We start from the raw sequence: 18,694 nt of genomic DNA on the forward strand, positions 1-18,694 counted from the left end.
GAACTGGCATCCAGGGCGGGTGGGGGAGAGGTCTCCTGAGCACGGCGCTTGCGTTCTTGCTCGACAAGTTCCTTCATTAGACTGCGAGCCTGATTGATTTTGTCGAGGTTGCTGCGGTAGAGTTCGAGATCGCGTTTGACTTTCTCGATGGGCAGTTTAATCACGGGAGCGAGTTGATCCAATGTTTCGTTGAGAGTTGTCGTTACCTCTGCTGCCAACTCCTGAAGAAAGGCATACAATCCCACGGCATGGAGACGGCTATATTTGCCCTCATGGTTGAGACTGTTGAGGGGGGCACTGGGTTGACCACTGTTGAGTTCTTCAAGGATTTGACTCAAGGAACGGCCTTGGTATTGCTGCCAACTGGCGGCATCCTCCTTCAGCTGTTGCGGGTTCATTTCCTCAGCCACACAAAGGGCATGAAAAATATTGGCGCGATCGCCCTCGGGCTGATAACCCTCCATAAACTGGTTAAAGGCGGTAACCACCCCCAAGGCAAATAGGGGAGAGTAGCGAAACTCTACATTGACGCGCAGCAGATGGATTTCAACCAGCAGTTCTTCAATAAAGCGACGGTAGATCGAATGAATGGGTCGCCTGTGAGTGGCATAAAAGGCGCGTTTGGTATCAGAGACAGTTCGAGGATATTGCACAAGCTCTGCCGATATTCGTTAAAAAATGTCATGATTCTTTACTATTATTGCCTATTGCGCTTTCCCAATCAATGATGCGTCCTGAGCTTGCCCTCGCCATTACTCAATTCAACCGCGGCGAATTCTATGCCTGCCACGACACCCTTGAAGCCCTCTGGTTAGAGGCCGATGAACCTGAGCGCAGGTTTTACCAAGGCCTGCTGCAAATTGCTGTGGCCTGCTATCACCTAAGTCGGGGTAACCAACGGGGAGCAATTTTGCTGTTGGGGGAAGGGCGGCGTCGTCTTGAACAGTGTGATCCGGACTTTTGCGGCCTAGACTTGACAACCTTTTTGATGGCGGTGGCGGAGTTGCAAGCGCAGCTTCAGACCCCCCTTGACCTCAAAACCTTAGCTCCCTTGCTACTGCAACATCGTAGCCCCCTCGATCAGGATACTTGAGCCCCAGGACACACCCTCGTGGAGTTTTGGACGCAGTCTGAGCCGCCCTTGGCACTGAGGGCGCGCTATGAGCACTATTGGCAGTGTTTCGCCACAGCTTCAACTAAATCCCAGAGATAAAGAGAGAATAAAAATAGTTCATTTCCTCACTTGCCATGACATCTTCCAATATGCCCTCCAAAATGAATCTTGAATCAGTCTGGCATGCGCTCAGTGCTGATGACGTGGTTGCTCGCCTTAGGAGCGATCGCCAGGAGGGGCTAAACCTAACAGAAGTGCAACAACGACAAGCACAATACGGCCGCAATGAACTCACTGACAGTGGCCAACGCCCCCGCTGGCAAATTTTCATTGATCAGTTTCGCAATATTATGCTGATCATGCTGCTGGTGGTGGCTGTTATCTCTGGCACATTGGAGATTCTCGAATCCCTTGAAGAAAACGCCCTGCCCTTTCCCAAAGATGCAACCGCAATTTTATTGGTGGTGATTCTCAACGCCATTTTGGGCTACGTCCAAGAATCTCGTGCCGAAGAGGCCCTAGCAGCCCTGAAAAATATGGCAGCCCCCAAGGTGCGCGTCCGCCGCGAAGGAAAGGTCATGGAAATTGACTCCCCTGACCTTGTTGTCGGGGACATTTTCTTTCTAGAGACCGGGGTCAAAGTGGCTGCCGATGGCCGCCTCCTTGAGGCTGTGAATTTGCAAATTCGCGAAGCCGCCCTCACAGGGGAAGCAGAAGCCACCAGTAAAAATGCCGAGAAAGTTTTGCCCGTTGACACAGAAGTGGGCGATCGCGTCAATCTGGTGTTTGCCGGTACTGAAGTCAGCCAAGGTCGAGGGATAGCGGTCGTTACCGCGATCGGCATGGACACTGAGCTAGGGAAAATTGCCGCTGCTCTCCAAGGGGTGGAACAAGAACCCACGCCGCTGCAAAAACGCATGACCGAACTGGGCAATCGCTTGGTCTGGATTGCCTCGGTGCTGGTGGCCATTGTGGTGGTTACCGGTAGTCTCTACGATGTTTCCCTCCTCAGGGAACTGATTGAAGTATCCCTCAGTATGGCCGTAGCAGTGGTACCCGAAGGCTTGCCCGCCGTAATTACCGTCACCCTCGCATTGGGAACGCAGCGGATGGTCAAACGCCATGCCCTGATTCGTCGTCTGCCGGCAGTGGAGACCCTAGGGAGTGTGACGACTATCTGTTCAGATAAAACGGGTACCCTCACCCAAAACAAAATGGTGGTACAGGCGATCGCCACAACCAGTTATCGGGCAAAGGTGAGCGGCAATGGCTATGAACCCAAGGGGGAATTTTACGACGCGAACACCAACGATGCCTCAGCCCTCTATGAACGGCAACTGCTCCTTCTAGCTGGAGCACTGTGCAATGATGCGCTGCTCAAACAACACGCAGCCGAGTGGGTAATCCTCGGCGATCCTACGGAAGGCTCCCTCCTGCCTTTGGCCATCAAGGGGGGAATTGATCTCAAAGCATTGCAGGAAAAGGCTGAGCGAGTGGCGGAATTTCCCTTTGATGCCGACCGCAAGCGGATGAGTACGTTCTACCGCAGCGAATCCATTCCTGAGCTTTCCACCCAAAAACCCTACTGGATGATTACCAAAGGCTCCCCTGAGCTGACACTGGAGCGCTGTCAATGGCGACAGGTGGGGCAGGACGTTCAACCCCTAACCTTGGCGGAGCGCCAGGAAATTTTAGCTGAAAACGATCGCTTTGCCGCCCAAGGCCTGCGGGTTTTGGGGATTGCCCATCGTTACTGGTCAGCATTGCCAGCGGCGGAGAGTGTCGATACCAGTGAGCAGGAACTCATCTGGTTGGGGCTAGTGGGTATTCTTGACCCCCCTCGGCCAGAGGTATTGGAGGCTGTTGCCACCTGTCGCACAGCAGGGATTCGTCCAATTATGATTACGGGAGATCATCAACTGACGGCGCAGGCGATCGCCAGTCAACTTGGCATCTGTGAGTGGGGCGATCGCGCCCTCACCGGTCGAGAGATTGAAAAACTCAGTGCTGAGGAATTGGATGCTGCCACCTCCACTGTGAATGTTTATGCGCGAGTCTCGCCAGAACATAAGCTGCGCATTGTCAAATCCCTCCAACGCAACGGTGAGATTGTGGCTATGACCGGGGATGGTGTCAATGATGCCCCTGCCCTCAAGCAAGCAGATATCGGTGTAGCAATGGGAATGACAGGCACTGATGTTACCAAAGAAGCCAGCGATATGGTGCTCTTGGATGACAACTTTGCCACCATTGTGGCCGCTACCGAGGAGGGGCGAGTTATCTACTGCAATATTCGGCGCTTTATCAAATACATTCTTGGCTCCAACATTGGCGAAGTGATCACAATTGCCTGCTCACCCCTACTGGGCTTAGGAGGTGTCCCCCTAACACCTTTACAAATTCTCTGGATGAACCTAGTCACCGATGGCTTGCCTGCCCTTGCTCTAGCCGTTGAACCGGGAGATCCTAATGTCATGAAGCGGCCGCCAATTAAACCCAACGAAAGTATTTTTGGCCGTGGTTTGGGTTCCTATATGATTCGGATTGGTCTGATCTTGGCCATAGTTGGCATTTCCCTTATGGTATGGGCCTACAGCTACACCTCCGAACACGTAGAAGGGGGACTCGATCCCAGACGTTGGACCACCATGGTGTTCACTACCCTCTGTTTGGCTCAAATGGGCCATGCCCTTGCTGCTCGTTCCAGTACACGGCTGACGATCGAAATGAACCCCGCCTCTAACCTCTTTGTTTGGGGATCAGTTATCTTGACAACCATCCTACAACTGTTGCTTATTTATGCTCCACCCCTGCGGCGGTTCTTTGGCACCTATCTGCTCTCTGAGACTGAGCTAGCCGTGTGTATTGGCTTTAGTACCCTCGTCTTTGTGTGGGTAGAGTTAGAGAAGCTGGTGGTGCGGCTGCTCCATAGGGGGCACACATTACAATTAGGGGAGTAGTTTGCAGTGGCAAAGCTAACTGTTCTTGTTCGATGCGTATCCTATTAGTGGAAGATGATCCTGAGCAGTTGGAACCCCTAAAAACCATTCTTGGCCATCAAGGACACCTAGTCGACGGCGTAAAAGAGGGTGAAACAGCCCAGTGGCTGCTGCAGGAAAAAACCTATGACCTAATCATTTTAGACTGGATGCTGCCGGGAATGAGTGGCTTAGAACTTTGTCGAAACTATCGGCAAGCGGGAAAAGAGACACCAATTCTACTGCTGACTGCCAAGGATACCACCGGCGACAAGGTCATGGGATTAGACGCCGGTGCCGATGACTACCTAATTAAGCCAGTGGAGGTCATGGAACTTCTAGCTCGGGTGCGAGCCTTGGGTCGGCGATCGCCCCGCTGGTTGGGGGATCAATTAAGACTGAACGATTTGGTTTTGCATCTCTCCTCAATGACTCTCCAACGGGGGGCAAAAACCATTTCTCTGTCCACCCGTGAATATCAGTTTTTAGAGTTTTTTCTGCGCCATCCCGGCCAAGTGATTCGCCGTGAGCAATTGGAACTTCATCTTTGGGAGTGGGACAATCAGCCTGAAAGTAATGCTGTGAGCACCCAAATTCGCCGCCTGCGCCTGCGTTTAGAGGAATTAGGTTGTGCCGAGTGGCTCGAAACCGTGTACGGGATGGGCTATCGCTTACAGGCACCCTCCTCGGTATAGGGATAACCACCAATGAACCGCAGGCGGACGTTTACATTTCAAGGATGGCCTCAACTTTCCCCCCAACAGCGGGGCTTTCTCATTATTTTGCTGCCGGTGTTTTGCCTTGTGAGCACCGTTGGTATATTTGTCTGGCTCAGCATGAGCATGAGCGATTACGAAAAGGCGGTGCGCCATAGTCAGCGAGTCCAGTTAGAGGCACGGGAGCTACTGAATCACCTCATTGATGCAGAAACGGGAATACGCGGCTATCATCTCACGCAGCGGGCAAGTTTTCTAGAGCCTTATCACACAGCCCTTGCCCAGTTGCCTGCAACTCTTGAGGAAATAGAAACTCTTCTTAGTTACTCTCCGCAACAGCTAACTAATTTTCAGCACTTGAAAACCCTAGTTAACAGGAGTATAGGGCTACTAACGGCGCAAATGAACCCTCCCCCTAGCGATCGCTGGCCCTTAATTCAGGAAATTGAGCAGTCCAAGCGGGTAATGGATCAGACACGGGCAGCCATCAATGCCTTTATCACAGCAGAAGAACGGCTCTTGGTGAATCGCCAGCAGCAGTTGGAAAGCCTGCGGCAAATGCATGCGATCGCGCTTATTTTAGCGGTTATGGTCGGCTTTCTTGGCAGTGGCCTAGCCGTTCGCCTCTTTGCCAAACTATTTCGGGAACTGGAGCGGCGGCGTCAGGAGTTAGAAGCCGCCTGCAATCGCCTGTCGCAATTTACCGCCAATGCTTCCCATGAATTGCGGGCGCCAATCGCCGCTATTTTAAGCCATGCACAGGTGGGGATTTTGCTGGGTCAACAGCAGCCTGAACAGGCGCTCCTTCGCCTTGAGAAGGTGGCTAGCTTAGCAAAGTCCATGGGACAACTGGTCAATGATTTGCTGTTTTTGGCTCGCCACGAGGGGGTATCGCCCCCGGATTTTACCACTCCCCTTGAGGTAGGAACCTTCATCCAAGCCATTGCTCAGGAATGGCGAGAAACTCATGCCCAAAGCCATACGTTTCATCTGCAACTGCCCTCTGTTCCGCTGCTTATCAAAGGCGATCGCGACATGCTGAAGCAGGTGGTGCTCAATCTCCTCAGTAACGCTGAGCGCTACACCCCCGCCGGTGGCACCATTACCCTACAAGTCAGTCAACGGGGAGAGGAGGTAGTGATTGTAGTGGCGGATACAGGTATCGGGATTAGTGCAACGGCACTGCCGCATATTTTTGACTACTTCTATCGAGATGAGCGGGTACAGCGACGGGGCATTCGTGGCGCCGGTCTGGGGCTGGCCATTGTGCGACAAATTGTCCAACTCCACCGCGGCAGTGTTTTGGTTGAAAGCCAAGAGAATCAAGGCTCAACCTTTACCGTGAAGCTGCCGCTGGCAACCTAGGGGATGTGTCATTCCTCTGTCATTTTTAGGGGGTACGCTGAGGACAGCAGCGGTAGAGAGACAACGGTTCTTTGACCAGTCTCAATTCTCAATCCGCATCACTTTTCCCACTAATTTAGGAGAATGCCCCTATGCTTCGCCAAAATCGATCTCTTTTGGTAGCAACCCTTGTCGCGCTGGTGTTGCCCTTAACAATGGCGCCAACAGTTACTGCCCGTCCCCGTATTCAAGGTTCAGCCGCTGTGGAGCAAGATGCTGAAAAAGCAGTTCGCGATCTATCTAAAGCGCAGTATGAGGCCATGCGGGCAAAGTCTACCCCCAATGCGGATGGCAATCTCTTGAGTTTGGGCGATCGCCTTTTGGCTACGGCTCAATCGCTAGAAAAGGGCGGCAACTACTTCAAGGCCAAAGAAACTGCCAAGGCGGCTGCCCGCGTTTATGAAGCAGCGCGCAATTTGGGAGAAGCCCGCAGTGGTCAGGCACTGCTCTCGCGCAGTTACTACGATGCTCCTTTCCAAGTCGAGCGGGAACGCAGTCGCACTCAGGCGGAAATGACTTACTTTGGTAAAGAAAACGCAACGGTTCGCCAACTCTTTGACCGTGCCCAGCAACTGGCGCAACCCGCCCGCTTAGCCGAGCCTGTCAGTTCTGCTGCCAATGTTGCTGCCCTAGCAACCAATCGCGCGGCCGTCCAACTATTTAAGGCTAGCCGCCATTTGATGCGGGCTGAGCTGGGGTTTTAGAAGCCCATGACCTTGGCAACCGTTTGCTCAGTGGCTGGAATGTGGCGGTGAAAGCGATCGCTCTCCTGTTTAAGGGCTGTGTCTGGATCTTTTAGACCATTCCCAGTGAGCACACAGACCACCGTAGCACCGCTGGGCACCTGATCGGCCAATTTTAAGAGGCCAGCCACCGAGGCGGCGCTGGCGGGTTCACAGAAGATGCCTTCCTCAGAGGCAAGCAAATAATAGGCCTGGAGAATCTCCTCATCCGTCACGGCATTAAAAGCCCCCTGGCTGGCTTCTTTAACGGCGATCGCCCGTTGCCAATTGGCCGGATGACCAATACGAATAGCAGTGGCAATTGTTTCTGGCCGAGTGACCACTTCCCCCTTGACAAGAGGTGCCGATCCCGCCGCTTGAAACCCCATCATGCGCGGCAGGCGATCGCAGCGGTTTTGTTCACGGTACTGACAAAAGCCCATCCAGTAGGCGGTGATATTCCCCGCATTGCCCATGGGGATACAGAGCCAGTCGGGAGCATTGCCCAGACTATCCACCACCTCAAAAGCGGCGGTTTTTTGTCCCTCTAGGCGGTAGGGATTAATGGAGTTTACCAGAGTCACCGGATAGGTTGCCGCCATTTGGCGCACAATCTCCAAAGCCTGATCAAAATTACCTTCAATGGCAATGACTTCCGCTCCATAGAGGAGAGCCTGAGCTAATTTGCCCTGGGCAACATAGCCTTCGGGCACCAACACATAGGCGCGCAATCCCGCTCGGCGAGCATAGGCAGCGGCCGCGGCGGAGGTATTGCCGGTGCTAGCGCAGATCACAGCTTCAGCCCCCGCTTCCTTAGCCTTAGAAATGGCCATCGTCATGCCGCGATCTTTGAAACTCCCCGTGGGATTAAGGCCATCGTACTTAACATAGACGGAGACATTGCGGCCAATACGGGCGGCAATTTGGGGCACTGGAATCAAAGGGGTATTGCCCTCATAGAGCGTCACCACTGGCGTGCGATCGCTGACGGGTAAAAAGGCACCGTAGGCGTGAATCAGGCCATGCCAAGCAGGACGGATGGGGGGGGCAGAAAGTGTTACAGGCACAGGTACGTAGTCAAGAAAGATGAATAAATGAATTTGAGGCTGAGGATAGAGTGCAGCCACGCAGTAGGATAATTTTAGCGATCAGGGGTTGCACTTGCCAATTACTGCCCTAGGGGAGAACTACACGATGCGCCTAATTTTGATCCGCCACGGTGAAGCTGTTGGGAATGCTTCAAAGGTCATGCTGGGACGGCAAGATGTGCCCCTCACCGAACGGGGACGGCAGCAAGCCCTTGCCCTGCGGGAAAAACTCCCACCGCCGAATGCCATTTACACCAGTCCACTGCAACGCTGCCGCGATACGGCGACACTAATGAACCCCTGTCCTGACTTGAAGATTCAAGAGCTAGCGGAGTTGATTGAAATTGATCAGGGGATTTTCACAGGCCTCACATGGGCACAGGCTCAAGCGCAGCATCCCGACCTCTGTGCAGAACTGGAGGAAAGTGATTACCTGATTCCAGTCCCCGAGGCAGAGTCCATGGCCATGGCTTGGCAGCGGGCAAAACAGGCTTGGAAAAAACTGCGGCGTCACAGCGATGAGGACTGCGTTTGGTGTGTTAGCCATGGCGGCTTTCTGCAGTGTCTCATTAGCGTTGTGCTGGGGAGCGATCGCCTATGGGGAATAGAAATCCCGCCCGCAGCTTGGTTTGACTTCTCAGTACGGGTGGATCTGGATGGTCGCTTTGAAGCAGAAAATATCCACTGGTGGCGCATTAATACCTTCAATGGCTGTCCTTAAAAAACACCACCCCTTCTTGCCAGAGGTTTTGGCGAGTAAAATCACTTCTTCTTAATTGAGCGCCTGCGGAATCATTAACCAACAATTGGCGTTATCAACGTTAGCAGAAGTGTTGAATCTTGTACCAAAACTTAATACTCTCAGCCTGCGTCGAGCGGATGCGAGAGGCCACAAGTAACTCTGGCTGCCAATCAAAGCTGTAATCCACTATTGAACACCTGTATTCCTGAGCGATTCAGGCGATAAAACAAGGCGCTCATGCTGTTCAAGTTGGGGTCTAGAACATAGGTCAGCCGGATTTTGCCCAGCAGTTGTGAGTGCCCCACAGGAGAGTCGCAAGGGCTGAGGTGTTTGAGGATAGACTTGACAATACTTGCCAAAGAATGCAACGGTATTTTTTTGTTCTTATTTTTAAGGGAAAATACACTACTTCTTCCTTTTTTTCTCGTCTCTCAAGCTATCGCTCAACACTTCTGTACCTGCCCTATCCTAAAAAGGGAGCAACCGAGAAAAAAGCAATGGCAAAAGCAGTTTGGAAAGGCGCCACCTTGGCCGAGAGCGATCGCTATGAAGTGGTTGAAGGCAATGTTTATTTTCCACCAGAGACGATTAATCAGGTCTATTTTCAGCCCAGCGACACCCACACCGTTTGCGGTTGGAAAGGCACAGCCAGCTACTACCACATTGTGGTCAATGGGGAAGTAAACTGTAATGCGGCGTGGTACTACCCCGATCCGCAGCCGGCGGCGGCCCATATCAAGGGCTATGTGGCGTTTTGGCGAGGGGTGCAGGTGATCCGCTGAGGGGAGGAATCCCTGCGCGGTTGAGAATTTCCGGAATCAAATCCTCACGGCGCACCGCCATTAAGTGCACCCCTTGACAAAGTTCCCGTGCCTGTTGGACTTGTTCGGCAGCAATGCTCATCCCTTCGTCGAGGGGATCAGCGGCGGCAGCGAGGCGGTCAATAATATGCTGGGGAATTGAAGCCCCCGGCACGGCTCGATTGATAAATAGAGCATTTTTGGCAGATTTGAGAAGAAAAATCCCCGCCAGAATTGGCCGACCACAGCCGGCGGCAATCCGATCCATAAATTTAGCGAGCCGCTCAAAGTCTGTAACTAACTGAGTCTGGAAAAACTGGGCACCGGCAGCTAACTTGCGTTCAAACCGTTGTTGGAGACCCGACCAACTGGCAGACTGGGGATCAACGGCTGCTCCTGCAAAAAATTGGGTGGCGCCATCGGGTAAAGGCCGATCTTCGCTATCCACCCCTTGATTCAGTTGGCCAATAATGCGCAAGAGCCGTACAGACTCCAAATCAAAGACAGGTTTGGCTTGGGGATGATCGCCCGCCTTGACAGGGTCACCTGTAAGTGCCAAAATATTATGTAAACCAAGAGCAGCAATCCCCATGAGATCGGCCTGCAGGGCAATGCGGTTGCGATCGCGACAGGCCATTTGACAAATGGGTTCAAATCCCTGCTGTTGGAGTAAATAGGCAGCTGCCCAGGAACTCATTCGCAACACTGCACGACTACCATCGGTGACATTGACAGCATGAACTCGCCCCTTGAGATGGGCTGCTTGGCGCAACATCGTACTGGCATCTCTACCCTTGGGGGGGCAGACCTCTGCAGTAATTAGAAACTCACCCCGCTGACAGGCAGCTTGAAAACGCGAGACGGACAAGGAAATAGCTGGAGCGCGACTAGGCAACTATCATACCCTTCCTAGGCGGCCAAGTGGGCAGTTACCGTCTGCACCAAGGTCTCTGTCCAATAGTCAGCCAGACGCTGCTGCTCTGCCTCCACCATGATGCGAATGACGGGTTCTGTGCCAGAAGCACGCACCAAAACTCGTCCGCGATCGCCCATGTCTAGTTGGGCTTTGGCAATCATCTGTTGCAGAGGTTCACACTCTTGCCAGTGGAGTCGCCGCTGCCGGTCTTCAACGCGGACATTACGAAGAATCTGAGGATAGGGGGTGAAACTTTGGTCGCGCAGTTGTGCTAGCGAGAGACGGGAATCTTGGACAAGGGTTGCTAAGTGTACTGCTGTGAGCAGGCCATCTCCACCGACACTATAGTGACGGCAGAGAATGTGTCCCGACTGCTCTCCCCCCAGCATGGCACCGTGGCGCACCATTTCCGCATGGACGTATTGATCGCCCACCGCCGCCCGCACCAGTTGTCCACCCCGCGCTTGCCAAGCCCGTTCAAAGCCCAAGTTAGACATGACCGTAGCCACAATTAAATCCTTCGGCAGTTGGGCCTGGGCCTGGAGGCGTTGTCCCCAAAAGTAGAGGATGTAGTCACCATCCACCACCCGTCCTTCACTGTCCACCGCCAGCACGCGATCGGCATCCCCATCAAAGGCAAATCCCATAGCGGCGCGGGTTTCACGAACAGCCTGCTGCAATGGCTCTAAATGGGTCGAACCACAGTTGACATTAATGCGATTGCCATCGGCACGATCGTGGAGAGTAATCACCTCAGCCCCTAGGGCATGAAACACCGTAGGCGCCACTGCAACCGCAGAACCCCATGCCAAATCCAACACCACTCGTAGTCCCCGCAGGGGCTGACGCTCCTGAAGGGGTGCTTGCACCGCATGGCGATAGCGCTGGAGTAGCTCTGGGCGATGATGCAGATGCCCCCAATGCTCAGTAGGGGGAAGGGAGAGGCCCGCATTTAAGTGTGCTTCAATTTCTTTTTGTAGATCAGGGCTAAGCTTACTACCATCGCTGCCAAAAATTTTAATGCCGTTATCAGCGGGTGGATTGTGACTGGCGGAAATCATCGCGCCACCCATCGCTTCTGTAGTAGCCGTCAAATAGGCAATACAGGGAGTCGGACACAACCCCACATTCCACACTTCAAAACCAGCCGCAGTTAGCCCTGCAGCCAAAGCCGTTGCCAACATATCGCTGGAGTTGCGGGAGTCTTGGCCAATAATAAAGGGACGGTTGGGGGTATCTGTTGTCTGCCGCAGGACTTCTCCTACCCAATATCCCAAGCTCAAGGCCAAGTTGGGAGTTAGCACATCTCCCGCGCGTCCACGAATGCCATCGGTTCCAAACCGAATCGGCTGCTGCCCGGTCATGGTTAATTCCTCACGCCACACCAACACTCACTATTTTCTAGTCGATCTCCTTGGCTATGCAGGAGGCGATTCTTAACATTAATTTACTTCCTTTGGACTATAGCATCTCTATGAACCTTTGCTGCCGCATCAACGTCCCCCCACAGGAGTATTCTGGATCAGCGGGAACTGAGGACACATGAAATGCTACCACCAGAATTGCGTCAGCAATTGCAATTGTCCCAAGGGCGACTCCTGCACCTTCTGGAGTCCTTTTCCTCGGCACGGGTACTGGTGGTGGGAGATCTCACTCTCGATGAATTTCTTACGGGTCAGGTGGAGCGCCTCTCGCGGGAAGCCCCTGTCCTAATTTTGCGCCATGAGTTTACCCGCCAAGTCCCCGGTGGCGGTGCCAATGCCATCTACAATCTGGCCAAGTTGGGTGCTCGGGTGCAGGCGGTTGGTCTAGTGGGTACAGATGCGCAGGGAGAGGCACTCTGTGGCATTTTTCAAGGGGCAGGGATTGATACTCAAGGAATTTTCCGGGATAGCGATCGCCCCACCGTGACCAAAACACGCATTTCTGGCCATGCTCGCCAATCGGTGACTCAGCAAATTGTGCGGGTAGATCGCAAGTCCGATGCGTTACCTGCCCCAACCCTCCAGGAGGCACTTGCTGCTTTTATTCGTTGTCAGTTGGGCACCGTTGATGCCGTAGTTTGCTCCGACTATGGGGATGGCGTTTTTACCCCCCCTGTCATTGCGGCAGCCCTAGAACATGAGCGCACAATTGTGGATAGCCAACGAGATTTAGGGCGCTATCGCGGGGCTTTCCTATTCACGCCAAATCTACCGGAGGCGGAGGCAGCGGTGGGTTACCCGATTCGCACAGAGGCGGAGGTGCTACGCGCCGGTGCAGATTTGCTGGCGTTGACAGGGGCCAAATACATCCTGATTACGCGGGGCGATGCCGGTATGAGTCTGTTTAGTCGGGAGGCTCCGCCTGACCATTTGCCCGCCTTTAACCGCACCGATGTCTTTGACGTAACCGGAGCGGGGGATACCGTTGTGGCTGCCTTAACCCTCGCCATTATAGCGGGTGCTAGTCTTTGGGAGGCAGCGGTTTTAGGCAATTTGGCCGCGAGTATTGTCGTACGCCAGTTTGGCACTGCAACAACTTCCACCGCAGAGATGGCGGCAGCTCTCCATCATTTGTTAGAAGACTAGTCTCCTGTGGCCTGCTGTAACCACCTGAGAATCCCTTGGGCAAGGGTATGGGCAAGCTCAGCTTGGGCTTGGGGGTTGACAATCCACTCAAACTCCTCGGGGTGAATCATAAACCCCAGCTCCAACAACACAGCAGGGGCGATCGCAGGACGGGTAAGAGCCAAGTTATTCCAAAACACACCATAGGACTGTCGCTTGAGCCGCCGACTTAAATACCCCTCTAGAAAAACAGCGAGACCATGACTTTGGGGGTGATACCAAAATGCGCCAATCCCCTGAGTATTGCGGGCATCGCCGGCATCGGGGAGGGCATTGTAGTGCAAACTCAAAGCAAGGGTTGGTTGGGCTGATTCAATCGCCAGAAGGCGATCGCGCAAGTCCAGATCAATATCCTCTGTGCGTGTCAAAATGACTGTTGCGCCAAGGCGCTCTAGCTCAGGTGCTAATTTTTGTGCCAGCGCCAATGTCACGATCTTCTCTGGGGTGCCATCGGGGCCACGTGCCCCCAAGTCCGCAGACCCACCATGGCCGGGATCAAGGAGAATTTTAATGCCTCGCAGGGGTTGTGCGCCCTGTTGCAGTTGCGGTGGATGACGCAGTTGCAGCACCAGTCGATTCCCTTCATAGGCCACGCGATAGCCCCACTGTTGGCGAGGATGGAGGGTAAAGCGATACTCCACCCGTTGGGGTTCAAGGGGGTACCAATCAAGGCGTTGGATGACAGGATCGGCATCGAGGCGAATGATGTCGGTTTGGGCAATTGTGTTGTGCAAGGTTAGCGTGAACTGGCGATCGCCCTGCTGAATGGAAATCGGCACCGGCACATCCAAGGGAAAACGGATTTCTGTCCAATCCGCTAGGCGGCGACTGGTAATACTGCGGATTGTAGCCGTCGTGGGCATAGCACTCGGCAGAAAGCGCACTTCATTGGCGCGGATCCAGCCCCCATAGTCCAAATGCAGCCAATCCCCCGTTTGTCCGTGCACCCGTGCCCGCGTTCCCATGGGTAAGGGAGTCAGCCGTGAATAATCCGTGCCGGGGCCAGTGCGAGCAACCCCTTCTGGGGAGCGGGTTACTTCGACAACTGGCAACTGCGTTGGCGCGACTACGCGAATGCGGGCACCCCGTTGGCGTTGGTTTTCAAATTGCCACTGGATTGAGCCATAGTCTCCCACTTGGGTAAGTTGCAGGCAGTTGCGGTACAGCGGCGGACGCGGCGTCACGAGGTCGGCTTGATCAATCAGCGCAGCGAGATTAGGGGGCAGTTGCACTTGAGGGGGGAGGGGTTCTAAGGGCAAAATGTGTTGACCCACTTGGACTGTAGGGGAGCGATCTCTGGGAGCAGCAGCGGTAAAGCAAACAATTTCATTGGGCAAGCGCACCAAATCGGCCGTTGGCTCTAGGGGTTGTAAGGTGGTCGGTACTTGGGGCACCGTGCGGGTAATGGCAAAATCAAGGCGTTGATTTCCTGCCTGCAGCGTGATGTGGTTCAAGCCGGGTTGCAGGGGAACTGTGCGGGCAAAGTGCCCTTTTGGAGAGCGATCGCCAATCACTTGACCATTGAGCGCCACCATTACCTGGGGCGGTGCCGTGCCAATAAAGAAAATTTGCTGGGCACTGGTGGTGTGTTCTCGCGGCGGATAAACCACTTGCAGCGAACCCTGTGCCATGACTGGCTGGAGCCAACTCACTATCAGTGCACCAAGGAGACTAAAGTTGAACCCCTTCACCCCCAACCCTCATACATTTCTTAATCCTTTCTTTAGATTACAGTGCTTTTCTAAAGTGCAGGGTACCCATGATGCTGTTTTGTTGATATGGGATGCCATTTAATCCTTGGGAAAAGGGCTGTTATAAAAGTCAATCACTTCTTAGAAAAAAGAAGAACTTTTCTTTTGAGCGGGTTAATTGAATTCGTTGATCCCTATCTAGTTAGCACATTTTTTAACATTGGGATCATTGTCATCTCTAGGAAATCCATCCATAATAAAAAGTGTCCTCTCCTATAAATTCCCTTAATGTTGCGCAATACTATTTCTTTGGTCTTGTTGTTTTGAAATATAAGTTTGCGCAGCAGTTTTTATCACAAGTTCGTGTCCATCAAAAATAATTTAAGGATTATTTAACTATGGTTACGATGCAAACGATTCACTGTCCTCACTGTGGTAAATTAGCCCTCCGTCAACGCTATGGCTCCGTGAGTCACACCCAGTGTCCCCACTGTGATTACGTCCTAACGATGTGCGATCGCACCGGGCGGGTACTAGAGGCTTACACACCTGAAATCACCCATGTGGGTTGGTATGGCGCTAACCTCACCTGCACCATAGAGCGGACAAGGACACTCTGCTAACAGAGATTTATTAGAAGAATCTAAAGATTGATGAGGAAAATCCTGAGAGTTGTTAAGATAGTTTACATATGGCTATCTTACTTCTACTGGTACTGGCATTGGTGCTGTGGTCGGTGCGACTCCTCCACGGTGCCTACCGCCTACGGGATTTTTCCTTACTGCTGGCCAGTGGCCTTGTGGCCATTTCAGCGGGCGGTGTCATTTTTGTCTATAGCCTGATGAATGGCTGTGTCGGCTATCTCAGTCAAGGGCAGTTTATTCCAGAGTCTGATGCTTTTGTCCTTGAGTCAGATGTGGCCTACTTTGAGAATGCCTCTGAAGCAGCCGCCTCCCTATCAAGCCCCTAGGTTTGACTCACAATCCAAGCGTAGGCGATCGCCAGCGTCAAAAGTGTGAGGGGAGCACCAAAGCGCAGATGCTGCCAAAATGAAAGCCGTCCAGAGCTGGCAGCAGCTTCAACTGTGATTAAATTGGCCACCGCTCCGAAAAGCGTAAGATTACCCGCAAGGGTGCTCGTAGCTGCCAGTAAGTACCAGAGTTGATCGGCCCCTTTGGGAATAAACTGCGCTAAAAGTAACACCGTGGGAACATTAGAAATCAGGTTTGACAGCAGCGTGGTCAATATCACTAAAGGCAATGGCTGGTTCAACCAAGGACGCAAAGTGGCCAGCAAATCAAAATTCTGAATACAGCGGGTGAGAATAAACAGGCCGGCAAAGAGCATAAGGAGGGATCCATCCACCTGAGCAAGAACCCGCTCTGGCTTGAGACGACGGGTCACCAATAAAGTAGCCGCTGCCAATAAAGAAGATTCAGCAAGGGGAAAGCCCAGCAGAAAGGCCAAAAACATTAGCCCAGAGACAATCAGTGTTTTGTGGAGTAACCCTTTTTGCACCTGCGCCGGTTGGAGAGTAGCCAATGTACAGGACTGGCGCGATCGCACCTCCGGGTAGAGCCACCACAACCAAGCCACTTGCAGCCCTAACCCCAGCACCGCCACAGGTGCCATCACTTGAGCAAACTGAAGATACCTTAGGTTAGAAAACGACCCCACAAGGATATTTTGGGGGTTACCGCTGAGGGTAGCCACAGAGCCAATATTCGTTGCCCCGGCGATCGCCAGCAGATAGGGGACTGGATTCAAGCCCAAAGCATGGGTAATACGCAAAGTTAAAGGCGTTGTTACAAGGGCAAGGGTATCGTTGAGAAAGACCGCCGACAACATTCCCGTTGCTCCAGTGAGGAAGATCAGTAATCCCAAGGGACTGCCACTAAAGCGCACGATGGTTACCATTGCGATTTGAAAAAAGCCGCTAAAGCCCAGATAAGCATTAACAATCATCATGCTCAGTAAAAACACAATGGTTTGGGGATCAATGGCTTGCCATGCGCTGGGCAGATCAATCGCTCCTAGGGCAATCAAAAGAGCGGCACTCACAAGGGCGATCGTTGCTCGATTCATGCGTAGCCGCGGCACCCCCCCTAGAGCCAAGGCACTGTAGCTGAGGGCAAGGATCAGGAGTTGTAGAACAGACCGCAGCACCTACTGTTGGGTTTGAATGTTCTTGGCCTCTAGGGCCTCTAGTAATTTCTCAAGGGCAGCCATATCATCACCGTCATATTCCCGCTTCCACGGCAGTTGGGAAATTTGGTTTTCAGTGGCTGAAGTGAATACTAGGGTTTCAAGAACCCGTTGCACTAAGCGTTGGAGCATCATTGGGATTCAGCAGCTTAGACAGTTGTTTTTTAGGGTAGCCCATTGGCTGTAGAACAAATCGAAGGAACCACTTTTTGAAATGGCACAATTTGCTATAGGGGGGGCACTGGGATCAGCAAAGCGTTGATCCTAGGCTGGAGATCGTTGTCCCGTCAATAAATCGTATTTCGATAAATTAAGGAAAGTTGAAATTCGAGAATACACCAGATATACTAAAGGGCGACTTTTGTAAACTCAATAACAGTTCTTTGAAGGCAAAGGAGGTAGGGCAACTTGGCCAGAAGACGGAAGCGGAAGAGCCGGCGGCGTCTCGAAGGACGCAAAATTCTTGAGTGCGTACCTCAATATAGCATCGAAAGTGGCGAAGATAAACCCGTAACGGCGGCACGAAAATTTATTCAAGCCAAGGGGATCACTCCGCCCGCTTTACTTCTTGTTAAGCGGAATGAGCACACCACTGATCGCTACTTCTGGGCAGACAAAGGCTTGTTTGGTGCGCAGTACGTTGAAGAAAATCACTTTTTGTTCCCTAGCCTAAGGGAACTTGCCGAAGAAAAAATGGCAGCCACCACTCGTTAGGCTGTTTTTTACAAAAAAACATTTTACAAAGAGTCAGAAATTGCTTCTGGCTCTTTTTGCTTTGTCAGGGGGAGGCTCTCAGGTATGGGTGACATACACCCTCACGCTTTGCGTAAAGGGCGGACTTCTCCAGTCTTTCCACCTTCGCGTTTTATAGTGAGCTGATGCCCCAGACCCACTTTTTTGACCAGACTTTGCCGCCTGACCGTCGGGTAAGAACTCGCCACCTTTACCTAGCTTCGGTTTGCAGCGGCGGGTTATGTTGGCGACTTGCAGATCCTTCACAAAGATCACATCGGTGTTGGTAGGCTTTCGCATACGCTAACTATCCCACTGCAAAGGCACGACGACCTGGTTTCAAGCGGGCGATCGCAACCTGGGACTCTCGCCACAAAGTGTTCACTCCACATCCTGTTTTGGCGCTGTCCAAGTTTACTCACAACCTGAAGTCTGTCTGCGGCAGTTCTATGGATTGCCAGTGGTGGAGCGGTGGAAGCGGTATATTGAGTACCAAGATTCCCCTTCGGAAGAGCGCGGCGCTTCCTGCCAATGAGCTAAGGATTTGATCTTTTTGCGCCATTTACTTATGGCAATTTGGAAACTGTCCCCTACAATAGAAATAGCGGAGACGCACGTTTCCGTTCACTCCTCACACCACACCCCGCCTGAACGGTTATTAGTTCGGGCGGCTTCCTTTTAGATATGAAATGGAATACCGCATCTGTTATCTCACGAGACAGCCGTCTTGTTTATGTATGCCTGTCGGGCTGCGGGCTTAGCAGTACGGTTTGTCAGTGGCTATCAGGAAGGAGATTTAAAGAACGCCGAACGACAGCTTGGGTAGAAGTGTATTTGCCAAAGTAGGCTAGCGCGGGTATGATTCCACTCGCGGTTTAGCGGTGAGCGATGCCACATTGTCCTTGTGGCTGCTGATCCAGCAAATGCCGCCCCTGCCCTAGAGGGACAAGGGGGCGCCTCAGCTTTGACCTAACAAC

The 18,694-nt window shown here is 52.7% G+C and carries 18 protein-coding genes and 1 pseudogene; 12 read left to right on the top strand and 7 right to left on the bottom strand.

Annotated elements, in window-relative coordinates; translation table 11 throughout:
- The coding region (gene psb29, locus P3X23_RS00665) for a photosystem II biogenesis protein Psp29 (protein ID WP_300872108.1) at nucleotides 1-653 on the bottom strand (653 nt) is incomplete at its 3' end.
- Nucleotides 654-724: 71 nt separating this feature from the next.
- Between psb29 and P3X23_RS00670 the strand changes: the two genes are divergently transcribed.
- The 5 genes from P3X23_RS00670 (at nucleotide 725) to P3X23_RS00690 (ending at nucleotide 6,916) form a co-directional block, all read left to right on the top strand.
- On the top strand, nucleotides 725-1,093 hold the full coding sequence (locus P3X23_RS00670; protein ID WP_300872110.1) for a DUF309 domain-containing protein: 369 nt from the start codon (nucleotides 725-727) through the stop codon (nucleotides 1,091-1,093).
- 155 nt (nucleotides 1,094-1,248) lie between these two features.
- The gene (locus tag P3X23_RS00675; protein ID WP_367186453.1) at nucleotides 1,249-4,074 is read left to right on the top strand and encodes a cation-translocating P-type ATPase; all 2,826 of its coding nucleotides are present in this window, start codon (nucleotides 1,249-1,251) and stop codon (nucleotides 4,072-4,074) included.
- Between the two features lie 32 nt (nucleotides 4,075-4,106).
- Nucleotides 4,107-4,787, top strand: coding sequence for a two-component system response regulator RppA (gene rppA, locus P3X23_RS00680; RefSeq protein WP_300872114.1), 681 nt, complete (start codon nucleotides 4,107-4,109; stop codon nucleotides 4,785-4,787).
- A 12-nt stretch (nucleotides 4,788-4,799) separates the two neighbouring features.
- Nucleotides 4,800-6,173, top strand: coding sequence for an ATP-binding protein (locus P3X23_RS00685; protein WP_300872116.1), 1,374 nt, complete (start codon nucleotides 4,800-4,802; stop codon nucleotides 6,171-6,173).
- A 131-nt stretch (nucleotides 6,174-6,304) separates the two neighbouring features.
- A complete protein-coding gene (locus P3X23_RS00690; RefSeq protein ID WP_300872118.1) occupies nucleotides 6,305-6,916 on the top strand; it encodes a hypothetical protein in 612 nt (203 codons plus the stop codon).
- Here the strand turns inward: P3X23_RS00690 and thrC are convergent.
- Nucleotides 6,913-7,974 (bottom strand): threonine synthase, encoded by a 1,062-nt coding sequence (gene thrC / locus P3X23_RS00695; RefSeq protein WP_300872234.1) that lies wholly within the window; start codon nucleotides 7,972-7,974, stop codon nucleotides 6,913-6,915. The two genes, P3X23_RS00690 and thrC, sit on opposite strands and share 4 nt — an antisense overlap.
- A gap of 154 nt (nucleotides 7,975-8,128) precedes the next feature.
- Between thrC and P3X23_RS00700 the strand changes: the two genes are divergently transcribed.
- Nucleotides 8,129-8,743 carry a histidine phosphatase family protein gene (locus tag P3X23_RS00700; protein WP_300872120.1) on the top strand — a complete coding sequence of 205 codons (615 nt, stop codon included), beginning with the start codon at nucleotides 8,129-8,131 and terminating at the stop codon, nucleotides 8,741-8,743.
- A 518-nt stretch (nucleotides 8,744-9,261) separates the two neighbouring features.
- Nucleotides 9,262-9,546: a DUF427 domain-containing protein gene (locus tag P3X23_RS00705; protein WP_300872122.1), complete on the top strand. Its 285-nt coding sequence runs from the start codon at nucleotides 9,262-9,264 to the stop codon at nucleotides 9,544-9,546.
- On the opposite strand, the gene P3X23_RS00710 is transcribed toward P3X23_RS00705, so the two are convergent.
- Both P3X23_RS00710 and glmM read right to left on the bottom strand, forming a co-directional pair.
- Nucleotides 9,500-10,432 carry a methylenetetrahydrofolate reductase gene (locus P3X23_RS00710; RefSeq protein WP_300872124.1) on the bottom strand — a complete coding sequence of 311 codons (933 nt, stop codon included), beginning with the start codon at nucleotides 10,430-10,432 and terminating at the stop codon, nucleotides 9,500-9,502. The two genes, P3X23_RS00705 and P3X23_RS00710, sit on opposite strands and share 47 nt — an antisense overlap.
- Nucleotides 10,433-10,473: 41 nt before the next feature.
- Nucleotides 10,474-11,844 (bottom strand): phosphoglucosamine mutase, encoded by a 1,371-nt coding sequence (gene glmM / locus P3X23_RS00715; RefSeq protein ID WP_300872126.1) that lies wholly within the window; start codon nucleotides 11,842-11,844, stop codon nucleotides 10,474-10,476.
- A 183-nt stretch (nucleotides 11,845-12,027) separates the two neighbouring features.
- Between glmM and rfaE1 the strand changes: the two genes are divergently transcribed.
- Nucleotides 12,028-13,050 (top strand): D-glycero-beta-D-manno-heptose-7-phosphate kinase, encoded by a 1,023-nt coding sequence (gene rfaE1 / locus P3X23_RS00720; protein WP_300872128.1) that lies wholly within the window; start codon nucleotides 12,028-12,030, stop codon nucleotides 13,048-13,050.
- Here rfaE1 and P3X23_RS00725 read toward each other — a convergent pair.
- A complete protein-coding gene (locus tag P3X23_RS00725; RefSeq protein ID WP_300872130.1) occupies nucleotides 13,047-14,741 on the bottom strand; it encodes an N-acetylmuramoyl-L-alanine amidase in 1,695 nt (564 codons plus the stop codon). The two genes, rfaE1 and P3X23_RS00725, sit on opposite strands and share 4 nt — an antisense overlap.
- A gap of 437 nt (nucleotides 14,742-15,178) precedes the next feature.
- Here P3X23_RS00725 and P3X23_RS00730 point away from each other — a divergent pair, with 437 nt between their 5' ends.
- A complete protein-coding gene (locus tag P3X23_RS00730) occupies nucleotides 15,179-15,403 on the top strand; it encodes a replication restart DNA helicase PriA (RefSeq protein WP_300872132.1) in 225 nt (74 codons plus the stop codon).
- Between the two features lie 68 nt (nucleotides 15,404-15,471).
- Complete coding sequence (locus P3X23_RS00735; RefSeq protein WP_300872134.1) at nucleotides 15,472-15,750, top strand: hypothetical protein; 279 nt, start codon at nucleotides 15,472-15,474, stop codon at nucleotides 15,748-15,750.
- Here P3X23_RS00735 and P3X23_RS00740 read toward each other — a convergent pair.
- Together P3X23_RS00740 and P3X23_RS00745 are read right to left on the bottom strand one after the other, a co-directional pair.
- On the bottom strand, nucleotides 15,747-16,946 hold the full coding sequence (locus tag P3X23_RS00740; RefSeq protein ID WP_300872136.1) for an anion transporter: 1,200 nt from the start codon (nucleotides 16,944-16,946) through the stop codon (nucleotides 15,747-15,749). The genes P3X23_RS00735 and P3X23_RS00740 overlap by 4 nt on opposite strands.
- Nucleotides 16,947-17,120, bottom strand: coding sequence for a hypothetical protein (locus P3X23_RS00745; protein WP_300872138.1), 174 nt, complete (start codon nucleotides 17,118-17,120; stop codon nucleotides 16,947-16,949).
- A 273-nt stretch (nucleotides 17,121-17,393) separates the two neighbouring features.
- On the opposite strand from P3X23_RS00745, the gene P3X23_RS00750 reads away from it, so the two are divergent.
- The gene (locus P3X23_RS00750; RefSeq protein ID WP_300872140.1) at nucleotides 17,394-17,699 is read left to right on the top strand and encodes a DUF3155 domain-containing protein; all 306 of its coding nucleotides are present in this window, start codon (nucleotides 17,394-17,396) and stop codon (nucleotides 17,697-17,699) included.
- A 742-nt stretch (nucleotides 17,700-18,441) separates the two neighbouring features.
- Nucleotides 18,442-18,690: pseudogene (locus P3X23_RS11865) on the top strand (transglutaminase domain-containing protein); the annotation flags it as partial.
- Nucleotides 18,691-18,694 lie beyond the last annotated feature (4 nt).

The organism is Thermosynechococcus sp. Uc (genome assembly GCF_029335995.1).
Lineage (GTDB): Bacteria > Cyanobacteriota > Cyanobacteriia > Thermosynechococcales > Thermosynechococcaceae > Thermosynechococcus.